Source organism: Vibrio cholerae ATCC 14035 (assembly GCF_000621645.1).
GTDB classification, from domain to species: Bacteria; Pseudomonadota; Gammaproteobacteria; order Enterobacterales; family Vibrionaceae; genus Vibrio; species Vibrio cholerae.
The window spans coordinates 236724-249450 of record NZ_JHXR01000003.1 but is presented as its reverse complement, the minus strand read 5'-3'; the positions used below and the strand labels follow the sequence as shown (position 1 = coordinate 249450).

Annotated in this window: 12 protein-coding genes; 4 read left to right on the top strand and 8 right to left on the bottom strand. The window is 48.2% G+C overall.

The features are described from left to right. Positions 1-75 precede the first annotated feature (75 nt). From T411_RS0104555 to vcdP, 7 genes are all read right to left on the bottom strand, one after another. On the bottom strand, positions 76-1326 hold the full coding sequence (locus T411_RS0104555) for a glutamate-5-semialdehyde dehydrogenase (RefSeq protein ID WP_000366574.1): 1251 nt from the start codon (positions 1324-1326) through the stop codon (positions 76-78). 11 nt (positions 1327-1337) lie between these two features. Continuing rightward, on the bottom strand, positions 1338-2471 hold the full coding sequence (gene proB, locus T411_RS0104550; protein WP_000210573.1) for a glutamate 5-kinase: 1134 nt from the start codon (positions 2469-2471) through the stop codon (positions 1338-1340). A gap of 120 nt (positions 2472-2591) precedes the next feature. Beyond that, complete coding sequence (gene crl, locus T411_RS0104545) at positions 2592-2981, bottom strand: sigma factor-binding protein Crl (RefSeq protein ID WP_001293331.1); 390 nt, start codon at positions 2979-2981, stop codon at positions 2592-2594. Positions 2982-3114: 133 nt separating this feature from the next. Beyond that, positions 3115-4362, bottom strand: a complete 1248-nt coding sequence (gene frsA, locus T411_RS0104540) for an esterase FrsA (protein ID WP_001287570.1) — start codon at positions 4360-4362, stop codon at positions 3115-3117. 96 nt (positions 4363-4458) lie between these two features. Beyond that, on the bottom strand, positions 4459-4923 hold the full coding sequence (gpt, locus tag T411_RS0104535; RefSeq protein ID WP_000037415.1) for a xanthine phosphoribosyltransferase: 465 nt from the start codon (positions 4921-4923) through the stop codon (positions 4459-4461). Positions 4924-4960: 37 nt separating this feature from the next. After that, positions 4961-6253, bottom strand: a complete 1293-nt coding sequence (locus tag T411_RS0104530; protein ID WP_000890416.1) for an NCS2 family permease — start codon at positions 6251-6253, stop codon at positions 4961-4963. 323 nt (positions 6254-6576) lie between these two features. After that, a complete protein-coding gene (gene vcdP / locus T411_RS1000000121615; protein ID WP_479729363.1) occupies positions 6577-6666 on the bottom strand; it encodes a small protein VcdP in 90 nt (29 codons plus the stop codon). 464 nt (positions 6667-7130) lie between these two features. Between vcdP and T411_RS0104525 the strand changes: the two genes are divergently transcribed. The 4 genes from T411_RS0104525 to T411_RS0104510 all read left to right on the top strand — a co-directional run bounded on the left by T411_RS0104525 (position 7131) and on the right by T411_RS0104510 (position 11230). Next, on the top strand, positions 7131-8603 hold the full coding sequence (locus T411_RS0104525; RefSeq protein WP_001288783.1) for an aminoacyl-histidine dipeptidase: 1473 nt from the start codon (positions 7131-7133) through the stop codon (positions 8601-8603). Between the two features lie 233 nt (positions 8604-8836). Next, entirely contained in the window at positions 8837-9280 is a 444-nt protein-coding gene (locus T411_RS0104520; protein WP_000660269.1) for an ATP-dependent zinc protease family protein, read from the top strand. Continuing rightward, complete coding sequence (gene rimK, locus T411_RS0104515; RefSeq protein ID WP_000689982.1) at positions 9277-10182, top strand: 30S ribosomal protein S6--L-glutamate ligase; 906 nt, start codon at positions 9277-9279, stop codon at positions 10180-10182. The genes T411_RS0104520 and rimK overlap by 4 nt, the downstream gene beginning before the upstream one ends. Continuing rightward, entirely contained in the window at positions 10142-11230 is a 1089-nt protein-coding gene (locus T411_RS0104510) for a succinylglutamate desuccinylase/aspartoacylase family protein (RefSeq protein ID WP_001183315.1), read from the top strand. Before rimK ends, T411_RS0104510 begins: the two co-directional genes overlap by 41 nt. Before the next feature lie 68 nt (positions 11231-11298). On the opposite strand, the gene T411_RS0104505 is transcribed toward T411_RS0104510, so the two are convergent. Beyond that, positions 11299-12654, bottom strand: coding sequence for a sodium-dependent transporter (locus T411_RS0104505; RefSeq protein WP_000079390.1), 1356 nt, complete (start codon positions 12652-12654; stop codon positions 11299-11301). Positions 12655-12727: the final 73 nt, after the last annotated feature.

Below are 12727 nucleotides of genomic sequence, written 5' to 3'. Positions count from 1 at the left end.
GTGTAGCCGATGTGCTGTTGAGAGCCAAAGAAAAAGGGGCGCGAAGCCCCTTTACATCACATCTTTGCTTGAATTTTAGCTGCGTGACAGGTAATTAGCTTTGCCCACCCACTTGTAGCTGGTGAGCTCTTCTAGCCCCATCGGACCACGCGCGTGCAGTTTTTGTGTTGAGACTGCCACTTCTGCGCCTAAACCAAACTGTGCACCGTCAGTAAAACGCGTAGAAGCGTTGACATACACCGCCGCTGAACCGGCGGTATTCACAAACAGCTCAGCGTTATAGAGATCGTTGGTCATGATCGCATCGGAATGGCTCGCATTGTGCTCGCGCATATGCTCAATGGCTTCTTGTACATCCTGCACCACTTTCACCCCTAAGGTGTAGCTGAGCCATTCGGTATCAAAATCGCCCGCTTGCGCATCACGCAGCTCAGCCGCTGAACTCATCAACGCCTTGGCTTTGGGCTCCGCCACAAACGCCACTTTGCCATTCAGTTTTGCGATGAGTTTGTCTAGTAACGGTTTGGCAATCGCTTGATGCACTAACAAGGTATCTAGCGCATTACACGCCGATGGGCGTTGCACTTTAGCGTTTTCAATTACGGCAACCGATTTATCCAGATCAGCACTTTCATCCACGAAAATATGGCTAATGCCAAAGCCTCCAATGATCACAGGCACTGTGCTGTTTTCTTTGCACATTTTGTGCAGGCCCGCACCGCCACGTGGGATGATCATGTCGACGTAATCATCCATTTTCAGGAGTTGCGTCACCAGTTCACGATCTGGCTTTTCAATGTACTGCACGGAAGCCGCTGGCAGACCTGCTTTATCCAACGCCGACTGGATCACTTTGACCAGTTCCATGTTAGAGAAAAACGTCTCTTTGCCACCGCGCAAAATCGCGGCGTTACCGGTTTTTAAACACAGCGCCGCAATATCAATGGTGACGTTAGGGCGAGCTTCATAAATGACGCCGACCACACCAAGGGGGACGCGACGGCGTGCCAATGACATGCCGTTTTCCAACACTCGGCTATCAATTTCGCTGCCGACGGGATCGTTCAATTTGATCACGTTACGCACATCGTTGGCGATTGCTTGCAAGCGAGACTCATTGAGCAGCAAGCGATCCAGCATGGCATCAGACAAACCCGCTTCGCGCCCCAGCGCAATATCTTTTGCGTTTGCAGCAAGAATGCTCGCGCTTTGCGCTTCCAACTGATCGGCCATACTGGCGAGAGCCTGATTTTTTTGCGCGGTACTGGCGGTAGCCAGTTGGAAAGAGGCCGCTTTGGCCGCTTTACCGAGTACGGTTAAATCCATCATTCTCTCCTTTACTCTTGAATCACGACCATGTCGTCGCGGTGGATCACTTCTGAGCCGTGATCGTAGCCTAAAATATCGATGATCTCTTTACTGTGCTTACCAGCAATTTGCGCCAACTCGTCATTGGAGTAGGCCGCGATGCCGCGCGCAATCAGATGACTTTGCTTATCCAGTACCCGCACCACTTCACCACGGGCGAACTGACCTTGCACTCGCACCACACCTTTGGCGAGCAAGCTGCTGCCCTTGGTTTGCACCGCTTTCACTGCGCCATCGTCAATCACAATATCGCCTGATGCCGCTGGGCCTGCCAAAATCCAGCGTTTGCGGTTTTCTAACGCTTCTTCCAAAGCTAAGAAGCGCGTGCCTTGTGGCTCATCACTTAAGGAGTCAAAAATCACATTGGGCGCACGACCTGCCGCAATGATGACTTCAATACCAGCACGACGAGCAATGTCCGCCGCTTGCAGCTTGGTGGCCATGCCGCCCGTACCGAGTGTAGTGCCACTGCCACCAGCAATTTTGCGCAGTGTGTCATCAATGGTGGTCACTTCTTTGATCAGTTGGGCATTGGGATCTTTACGCGGATCGGCGGTGAACAAGCCTTTTTGATCGGTCAACAGCAGCAGCTTATCCGCACCACACAAAATACCGACCAGCGCCGATAAGTTATCGTTGTCACCGACTTTGATTTCATTGGTTGCTACCGCATCGTTTTCGTTGACCACAGGCACAATGCCATTTTCAACTAACGCATTGATGGTGTCACGCGCATTAAGGAAACGCTCACGGTCATCAAGATCAGCACGGGTGAGCAGCATCTGACCAATTTTGATGCCATAAATCGCAAATAACGATTCCCAGACCTGAATCAAACGACTTTGCCCAACCGCTGCCAGCAGTTGCTTGCTGGAAATCGCGTTGGGCAGCGCAGGGTAACCTAAATGCTCACGGCCAGCCGCAATGGCGCCCGAGGTCACGATCACTACTGAGTGACCTTGCTTTTTGAGTTCAGCACACTGGCGAGCGAGCTCAACCATATGAGCACGATCCAGCGCAAGAGTACCGCCGGTCAGAACACTGGTTCCCAGCTTCACAACAACCGTTTGTGGAGCTTTGATGCTTCGTTGATTTGTGGTCATGATTGCTTCTGTTGAGAAAAACTTTAAGAGACGATGTTTTAGCAATCCACACTGCAATGCACAAGCAGAAAAAGGTGCAAAAGCACCTTTTTCTTCGGGTTATCGATTGAACAGGGTTAATTAGGCAAATGGCGCGGACTCGGTTGAGACAGTGACAGAGATTTCGAAACGTTCACGTAACGTTTTGACTAACTTTTTGTGAAATTCCGCTTGAGTATGATTAACCTCCGCTTGGGCAGATTCTGGTATCGCTTCTGCAACCCAATCTCCCGCAAGCGTATAGCGACCGATATGGTAGCAAGCTGACATTTCTTGCTCATTTTGCGTCAACTCCATCCACCAGCCCCAAAACTCGCGTTTTTCAGGGGATTTTTTATCGTTCACACATGAGGCGAGACAATCAAATAAGTAGAATCGCTCACTACACTGCCCTTCGCGTAAATAAGGCCCCATCGCTTTCAAGGTCGAGAGCAGGCGGTAGTGGGTAGGGGTTTTGGTCATCTCTGACATAATTCATCTCCATAAGCAGCAATTGAGAGCCATGTTATCTCCCTCAACCGACAACTTCGGCGGGGAGATTTTAGAATTAGACGAACAAATATTCGCCACTTATTGCTTACTTTTGATGACTTTTATGGAAATGTCACTTGCAAAGTTCATCTTCTAGCCAGTTTATTGCCAAATCGAGGGATTGCTCATATCCCTGTGAAATTGTTTTACTTTTTACTTTCTTCGCTTGCCCACCTTGGCTAAAGAGTGCCACGAGTTGGTTGTCTGAATAAGGCGATACCGGATCCCCTTCCAATCCCAGTGCTAAAATCGGCGTTTTGGTTCTGCGGCCAGACATAAAACCCTGCACTTTTAGCGACCATGCCATCAATTGTCCGGATAAGCTGCGCACATCGACTACGTTTTTGCCTAAACGTGACGCCAGTACATCAAGATACATTTTTGGCATGGCGGCCAACTTATTAGGGGAGGTGAAAATATCGTGAATTGGCGCGCCAAGTGAAACACAAGCTTTCACCTTATCCGACTCGAGAAAAGCCAGCCGCGCCATCGCATTCCCACCAAAACGAAAACCAATCAGCCCGATACGGAAATGATCCACCCAAGGCAGATCTGCCAGCTGGTTCAGTACCGCTTGATGCAAGCAGGAGGAATCTTCAGTCAATGGCCAGTGAGAGCTTGCGCCCAGTGACGGCATATCAATGGTCAGCATGGCGATATCTCGCTTGGCTAAATAGTCGCGAAATAGACGCCACATATCAGTTTGTAAGCTATCTAACCCCGCACTAACCAGCACCACAGGCTTTGGAGAATCGGTATTACGTAGATGCAAATAACCAGCAATTTTTTTGTTTTGATAGGAAAACTCTAAGCGCTTAACCACAAATCCCGTCAGTTTTGCCGCTTCTTGATAAGCATTGTTTGCGAGCACTTGGGCTTGTAAAGCCAAGTTGTCGTTTCGAAGATGAGGATAACCCGCGATGCTGTAATAGAGCGCCGCGGCAAACATTTGATCGGCCGCCTCTTCTCCTTGACGCTCCGCCGCTTGCTTTTGATGCAGCATGCCAACGCGCGTCCATTCGTAGGTCCAGTTACCACTGCGATATCCCATCACAGTATCAAGCCACTCATCGTGAGTGCGCGAATGCTTAGAAGAGGCAATCCGCGCCAGGATCTCTTCCTGCTCAACCGGATCAACGCCCTGCCAAATCCACTGTAAACGGCGCAAATTACGGTACCAAGCTTGGGATGATTGTTCTCGGCGAGTGTCTAACAGCTCTAAACTGCTTGGCATATATTGGGTAAGCGAAGATGTCTCTTTAGCTTGTTTGTGATTTTGAAACAGGGTCTCAGACAGGTTTTTGCTGCTCGCTTCTGACATGACAAGTCTCTTTACTGGCGTTGCGCTAAGTTGGGCTAACAGTAGTAAAAAAAAATGACCCTTGAAAGGGTCATTTTCAAATTCTCGGCAAAAAGACTATTTTTGCTTGCGATTAACTGGCTCAACATAAGACAGCACCATGTCCCATGGTTGCTCGATCCAAGTGTCTTGTGGAATATCAACCACGTACTCGTCAACCAAGTCTTTACCCGCAGGTTTAGCACAGACAGTCACAAATTTCGCTTTCGGATACATTTCACGGATTTTACGTGCGGTATCGCCGCTATCCACCAGATCGTCAATGATCAAGAAACCTTCGCCGTCATGCTCTGGTGCTTTCAGAACTGTCATATCACGCTGGTGATCATGGTCATAGCTCGAGATACACACCGTATCCACATAGCGAATGCCCAACTCGCGAGCGAGAATAGCAGCGGGAACTAAGCCACCACGGCTGACACCCAAGATACCTTTCCATTGTTCTGCAGGCATTTGACGCTGTGCAAGTTCACGGCAGTAATGCTGCATATTGTCCCAGGTGATAACGAATTTTTTGCTCATGTGATAAACCTAAATTGAATTTTTATAATGTCTTCTCTTACGCCGCCAAAATGTATTTGATGACAAAAATGGCCGCCATAACCCATACACTGAGAGAGACGCTGCGTCCTTTACCACTGAAAAGTTTGATTGCGGCATAAGCAATAAAACCGAGTGAGATACCTTCCGCAATCGAGAATGTCAGAGGCATCATCAAACAGGTAACAACAGTGGGTGCCGCTTCAGTCAGATCACGCCAATCAATGCTCACTAACCCCGACATCATCAGAATAGCAACATAGAAAAGTGCACCGGCCGTCGCATAAGCTGGGATCATACCCGCTAGTGGCGAGAAGAATAATGCAAGAAGGAACAAAATGCCAACCACCACAGCAGTTAAACCAGTACGGCCACCAACAGCAACACCGGAGACACTTTCAATATAAGAAGTGGTGTTTGAAGTACCGAGCAGAGCGCCGACAGACGTTGCTGTCGAATCCGCCAACAGGGCACGATTCAGGCGCGGAATTTTGCCATCTTTTTCGATCAATCCCGCTTTGGTTGCAACGCCAACCAAGGTGCCAGCAGTGTCAAATAGGTCAACAAACAAGAACGCAAACACCACAGAAATCATGCCGATCTCAAAGACAGCAGAGAAATCGAGTTGCATGAAGGTCGGCGCGATACTCGGAGGCGTAGACATAATGCCGCCCCATTGCACATCACCAAATACGAGACCGAGAGCTGTCACCGCTAAAATAGCAATCATCACCGCGCCTTTGACACCGCGATAGACTAAACCAATCGTCAGGAAGAAGCCCACTGCTGCCAACACCGCATGCAGCGAGGTAATTGCGCCTAAAGAAACCAGTGTTGCCGGATTATCGACCACAATGCCCGCATTTTTTAATGCGATGAAAGCTAAGAACAGACCAATACCCGCTGAAATGCCAGTACGTAAAGAGTGAGGAATCGAGTTGATGATCCACTCACGGATTTTGAACAAGCTGAGTAGGATAAACAGCACGCCCGAGCAGAACACCGCGGCCAGAGCGACTTGCCAAGTGTGTCCCATACCAAGAACCACACCATAAGTGAAGAAGGCATTAAGCCCCATACCTGGCGCTTGAGCGATAGGATAATTGGCAATAAAACCCATAATGAAACAGCCAATCGCGGCCGCCAAACAGGTCGCCACGAAAACCGCACCGCGATCCATTCCCGCATCCGACAAAATGGCTGGGTTAACAAAAATAATGTAAGCCATGGTCAGGAAAGTCGTGACCCCAGCGAGGATCTCAGTGCGCACGTTCGTGCCGTATTCACTGAGTTTAAAAAGCTTTTCCAGCATGTTCGAATCCTTTAGTGGTAAAAAAGTAAACGGTTGCGTAAACGATTGGCGGCGATTATAGAGTTATCAAAAAACAAATTCCAGACACAATTCTGACTGTACGCGGGTTTTCTAACCAAAAAGGGAATCTGTCGATCAGAAGATAAGTCAATTGCTCAATACCAACAGAATGTTGCGATCAAGTTCGAATAGGGAAGATTTTTTGAGGATAAAAAAACGCCACCTCAAGTGAGATGGCGGTGAATCATATCGACCAAATTTGGTCGTCAATAAATTCCAATTTAGGGGTGAACAAAACTTGTTCGAGACGCAAAAGTTGCGTATCAGTAGCCGAAGCTACGAGGGTATGCAAAGTTACCGGTGTACACAGAGTGTTGGTTCCAGAACATTGCAGACGATAAACCTTTATTCATAACTATCACCATTAAAATCAAAACTGTTTACTTGATTTCTCGGTTCCATGGAGGCGATAAATCGGACTCATCCTTTGAGCGTTTTCTCTTCGCTAGCGAAGCTGTACACAAATATACCACCAAGAAATTAAATTACAACACTTAAGGTGATTAAAATCACAAAAATCATTTAAATTGATCTTGGTCAGCATTTTTTAGTAATTTAATTACAACTTTATTAAGAAAAATTACAGTTAAAGTGCATGAAGATGCATTTGCCTACCTCAGTCACGTTACGTCTTCTTATCATTCCTGACGCTAGCCGATGATCAAAACCCGTTTTCCTGCCACTTTTGACCTACACCCTGCCCCTGCACAGTGATATGCTGTGCAACGAAAGTACCTACCTGTTACAGGCAAATTCTCTGCCACGACCCAGCTCTGGAGAGAGGATACACGGGAAAAATTACAGTAAGGAGTCATCTGTGTCTGAGTTCCAAACCGAAATCAGTAAGTTATCGTCAAATCCAATTTGGCCATTTTTCGCCACTATCTGTTCCATCCCGCACCCTTCAAAACATGAAGAGGCATTAGCTCAATACATTATCAACTGGGCTAAAGAACAAGGATTGGCCGTTCGTCGTGATGAGACCGGTAACGTCTTTATTAAAAAGCCAGCGACACCGGGCATGGAAAATCGTAAAGGTGTGGTACTTCAAGCGCACATTGATATGGTGCCGCAAAAAAATGAAGACACAGTGCATGATTTCACCAAAGATCCGATCCAGCCTTATATTGATGGTGAATGGGTTACTGCTAAAGGCACTACGCTTGGCGCGGATAATGGTATCGGCATGGCTTCTTGCCTAGCAGTACTGGCTTCTAAAGAGATCCAACATGGTCCAATTGAAGTTCTGCTGACTATTGATGAAGAAGCAGGCATGACCGGCGCTTTTGGCCTCAAAGAAGGTTGGCTGGAGGGCGACATTCTGCTCAATACCGACTCTGAGCAAGAAGGTGAAGTCTATATGGGCTGCGCGGGAGGCGTGAACGCCGAGTTCACTTTCTCCATTGAGCGTGAAGCGATCCCTGCTGGTTATGTTGGCCGCCAACTGATCTTAAAGGGTTTGAAAGGCGGTCACTCAGGTTGTGATATTCACACTGGCCGTGGTAACGCTAACAAGCTGATGGCGCGCTTTCTCGCAGGCCATGCGAAAGAATTAGATCTGCGCTTAGTCGAATTCCGTGGCGGTAGTCTACGTAATGCGATCCCGCGTGAAGCTTTTGTCACCGTCGCCTTGCCAGAACAGCACGTAGCCGAATTAGAAACCTTATTCCACCGCTACACTGAGCTACTCAAAGCTGAACTGGGTAAGGTTGAAACTCACTTGGTAACTTTCCTTGAAGCCAAAGAACTGCAAAGTGAAGTGCTGACCGCGCACACTCAACAACGTTTTGTTGCCGCTCTGAACACGTGTCCAAACGGTGTGATCCGCATGAGCGATGATATTGCAGGTGTTGTAGAAACCTCACTCAACGTGGGAGTGATCACCACAGAAGCCAACAAAATCAAAGTGCTGTGCTTGATTCGCTCCCTAATGGACTCAGGCCGCCACCAAGTCGAGGGCATGTTGCAATCGCTGGCACAACTTGCGGGGGCAGAGCTGGACCTTTCTGGTGCTTACCCTGGCTGGAAACCCGATGCTGATTCTGAAATCATGCATATTTTCCGTGATATGTATGAAGGCATTTATGGCCACAAACCGAATATCATGGTGATCCACGCGGGTCTTGAGTGTGGGCTGTTCAAAAAACCCTATCCAAACATGGATATGGTCTCTTTCGGTCCAACCATCAAGTTCCCACATTCACCGGATGAAAAAGTGAAGATAGACACGGTTGATCTGTTCTGGCAACAGATGGTGGCACTACTCGCCAATATCCCAGTGAAAGCCTAACCGCTAAGAAGCCGAGTGCATAACTCGGCTTTTTTATATCAATTTTTTTTGTCGAAAAGGCAAATTTAATTCATTAGCTTGAGTTTGAGGTTGGCTGCTAGAGTTCGCCCCCTTGAAGTTCCCAGAGTTATTCACCAAACTCTCTTCAAGCGACAACTGGCCAAATGCGAGTTGTTTCGAGGGTGCTGCTTGTCCTTAGCGGTATCTGAAATTCTCAAACTAATGAAATTGCGATGAAAGAAAAAATGATTGTCGGATGGCGTGAGGAACTCAGCCTTCCAGGGTTAGGTATTGAACGTATTAAAGCGAAAATCGATACCGGAGCCCGAACGTCTTGCTTGCACGCGTTCAAAGTGGAGAGCTTCACTAAGGAAGGAGCTCAATGGGTTCGTTTTTGGATCCACCCGATGCAAAAGAATGATCAGCTAGTGAATGTGTGTGAAGCCGAAGTGATTGACGAACGTGTGGTTCGCGATTCCGGTGGCCACGAAGAAAAGCGCTACGTCATTCGATCGGAACTTAGCTTTGGTGGCCAAATTTGGCCAATTGAGATCACCTTGACCAATCGAGAAAATATGGCTTTTCGTATGTTGTTAGGACGTACCGCCATGCACCATCGAATCATGGTCGATCCTACAAAATCGTTTTTAATCCCTTTCGAGGAGCCGAGTAAATGAAAATTGGTATTCTGTCGCGTAACGCTTCGCTGTATTCGACCAAGCGTTTGATAGAAGCGTGCAAACAGCGTGGCCATGAAGTTCGAGTGATTGATGCCTTGCGCTGCTACATGAATATCAACTCTGACAAACCAGAGATTCATTACAAAGGCGAAGAGCTAGCCGGTTTTGATGCTGTGATTCCTCGTATCGGTGCTTCTGTCACTTTCTACGGTACCGCTGTACTGCGCCAGTTTGAAATGATGGGCGTTTACCCAGCCAATGAATCCGTTGCGATTACTCGCTCTCGTGACAAGCTGCGCTCCATGCAGTTGCTCTCTCGTCGCGGCATTGGCATGCCCATCACCGGTTTTGCGAGTAAGCCTGATGATGTCAAAGACTTGCTCGATATGGTCGGCGGCGCGCCAGTAGTGATTAAGCTATTAGAAGGCACACAAGGCATCGGCGTGGTATTGGCAGAAACCCGTACTGCGGCGGAAAGTGTTATTGAAGCGTTCATGGGACTCAAAGCCAATATCATGGTGCAAGAGTACATCAAAGAAGCAGGCGGTGCGGATATTCGCTGCTTTGTGATTGGTGATAAAGTGATTGCAGCGATGAAGCGCCAAGGCGCAGATGGTGAGTTTCGCTCGAACCTGCATCGTGGTGGTACGGCATCATTGGTCAAAATCACCCCTCAAGAGCGTAAAACGGCGATTGAAGCGGCCAAAATTATGGGATTGAATGTAGCGGGTGTAGATCTGCTGCGTTCTGCCCGCGGCCCACTGGTGATGGAAGTGAACTCCTCACCGGGTTTAGAAGGCATTGAAGCCGCGACGGGGAAAGACATTGCGGGTATGATCGTCGAATTCATAGAGAAAAATGCAGCCAGTAAAAGGACTAAAACTCGTGGCAAAGGCTAAAAAGCACGGCGACTTTTCATTTTTGGGGGAAACCATTCCCCCCTCTTCTCGGCGAGTTATCGAACTCGAAGCCGCCAAACTGTATACCGACTCCCCTCTTTCTATCCCCATCGAAGTTCTCCATGGCGCATCTCCCGGCCCCGTTTTGATGATCAATGCCGCCATTCATGGTGATGAACTCAATGGCGTAGAAATCATCCGCCAACTGCTCAATACACTTGATGAAAAAAAACTCAAAGGCACAGTGATTGCGGTGCCTATCGTCAATGTTTTCGGTTTTATTCACAAATCACGCTACTTACCCGATCGTCGTGATTTAAATCGCTGCTTTCCCGGCAGTGAAAAAGGCTCTCTAGCCTCACGTATGGCGCACACCTTTTTTTCCCAAGTCGCCGAGCGTTGTGATTACATCCTCGATCTGCATACCGGAGCGATTCACCGAACCAACCTACCGCAAATTCGTGCCGATCTGAGCAACAGCGAAACCCTGCGCATTGCACAAGCCTTTGCTACTCCAGTGATCATTGATTCACCTTTACGCGATGGCTCACTGCGTAGTGAAGCGGAAAAGCAGCAGATCCCCGTCTTAACTTATGAAGCGGGGGAAGCTCTGCGTTTTGATCCGATTGCGATCAATGCTGGGATCATCGGTATCAAGCGAGTGATGCAGTCCATCGGCATGCTGCGCCCTAGCCGTAAAAAGATACCTAACTCGATCATTGCAAAATCAACCAGTTGGCTACGTGCCGAAGCCGACGGTATTTTACGTACATTGGTGTCTTTAGGAGATAAGGTCGAAAAAGGCCAGGTGTTAGCTTACATCAACTCCCCACTTGGCAAGCTAGAAGTGGAGATTCGAGCCAACAAGAGCGGCATCGTGATTGGGCAACAAACGCTCCCCTTAGTCAATGAAGGGGATGCGGTGTTCCATCTCGCCTATTTTCATAAAGCTGATGACCTTATCGAACAAGTGGTCGAAGAGTTTATCGAAGAGTTAACGGAAGCCGATTTGGAGCCCTTAACCACAGGACATCTTGTCACTCTCTAAATACCGCATCTGCTCAATAGAAAAAGCCCTCATCATGAGGGCTTTTTCTTACGCCAGCCGCGCTTTATTTAGCCAAACGAAGCCCAAATCACTGTCGCCACTAAAACCGGGCAGACAAATTTCACATACCAAGGCCAGATTTTGCCAAATAAGCTTTGTTGCAGTTCCGGAAATCCGGCTTGCAGCTCTTTCATTTTGGCATCACGCTGCCATACCCAACCACCAAAGAGACAGAACATTAAGGCGGCAGTAGGCTGCAAATATTGCGTCGCTAGAGTGGCAACCAAACCAAACAGGGCACCAAAGTTATAGACAATCACCACACTGAACAGGGCAATCAAACCGCCCAACACCCAGCTGGTTGGCGTACGGCGAGTATTGAAACGCTCACCCACCAGTGCAACCGGACATTCAAGCATAGAGATAGAAGAAGTGAGCGCAGCGATGGTGAGCAGAAGGAAAAACACCATGGCGAAAATCTGTCCCAGTAAGCCCAAGCTATCAAACATCAAAGGTAATACGGTAAAGACTAAGGTATCAGAGCTCAGCAAAGAGCCATCTTGCGCATAAATCTGCACGCCTTTATTCATTGCCACAAACATTGCTGGCAACACCACCAAACCAGCAATAAAAGCCACCGCTGTATCCACCAAGGTCACGCTCATCGCCATTTTCGGCAAGTTCTCTTTCTTACTCAGATAAGAGCCGTAAATCAGCATCGAACAACCCCCAATGGTTAATGAGAAGAATCCCTGTCCCATTGCCGCCAAGATCAATTTACGATCCCACACTTTTTCAAAATCAGGGATCAGATAATGCTTCAATCCTTCCCAAGCCCCTTGCTGAGTCATGATGTAGATAAACAGCACGGCAAACAGCACAAATAGAGCAGGCATGAGTCGGGTTGACCAGCGCTCAATCCCCTGCTTCACGCCACCCTGCACAATCAAGATCGTTAACACATAAAAAATCAGCGTACCAAAAAGATTACGTTCGACACTGAATCCTTTCAGCCACGCACTTGCCGCGGTGAAACCAAACAGATCGGTCATGGCTCCCAGTAAAAAACAGATAATCCAGCCACCCACAATGCTGTAAAAGGCCAAGACGGCACTGGGTACACTAAGGCCAACCCAACCAACGAATCCACCGACTTTTTTCGCAGCAGGTTGAGAGGTGAGTGAACGCATACTATCGACAGGGTTAGCTTGACCATAGCGGCCAATCGCCATTTCCACGACCAACATCGGGAAGGCGACCACAAAGATCAAAATAAGGTAGACCAACAAAAATGCGCCGCCACCATTGCTGGCCGCTTGAGTAGGAAACCCCCAAATATTACCTAAACCGACTGCAGCTCCAGCAGCCGCAAGAATAAAACCGAGGCGAGAGCTGAATGTCTCACGAGAATTTGATTGTGCCATTACGACGACTCACGATACCAACACACTAGTTAACTAGTACATTAATACAAAGCGGAGATTGACTCAATCAGCA

Coding starts and splice junctions, on each gene's coding strand:
- T411_RS0104555 (WP_000366574.1), bottom strand. CDS start 1,326: ATGGATTTAACCGTACTCGGTAAAGCGGCCAAAGCGGCCTCTTTCCAA.
- proB (WP_000210573.1), bottom strand. CDS start 2,471: ATGACCACAAATCAACGAAGCATCAAAGCTCCACAAACGGTTGTTGTG.
- crl (WP_001293331.1), bottom strand. CDS start 2,981: ATGTCAGAGATGACCAAAACCCCTACCCACTACCGCCTGCTCTCGACC.
- frsA (WP_001287570.1), bottom strand. CDS start 4,362: ATGTCAGAAGCGAGCAGCAAAAACCTGTCTGAGACCCTGTTTCAAAAT.
- gpt (WP_000037415.1), bottom strand. CDS start 4,923: ATGAGCAAAAAATTCGTTATCACCTGGGACAATATGCAGCATTACTGC.
- T411_RS0104530 (WP_000890416.1), bottom strand. CDS start 6,253: ATGCTGGAAAAGCTTTTTAAACTCAGTGAATACGGCACGAACGTGCGC.
- vcdP (WP_479729363.1), bottom strand. CDS start 6,666: ATGAATAAAGGTTTATCGTCTGCAATGTTCTGGAACCAACACTCTGTG.
- T411_RS0104520 (WP_000660269.1), top strand. CDS start 8,837: ATGAAAGAAAAAATGATTGTCGGATGGCGTGAGGAACTCAGCCTTCCA.
- rimK (WP_000689982.1), top strand. CDS start 9,277: ATGAAAATTGGTATTCTGTCGCGTAACGCTTCGCTGTATTCGACCAAG.
- T411_RS0104510 (WP_001183315.1), top strand. CDS start 10,142: ATGCAGCCAGTAAAAGGACTAAAACTCGTGGCAAAGGCTAAAAAGCAC.
- T411_RS0104505 (WP_000079390.1), bottom strand. CDS start 12,654: ATGGCACAATCAAATTCTCGTGAGACATTCAGCTCTCGCCTCGGTTTT.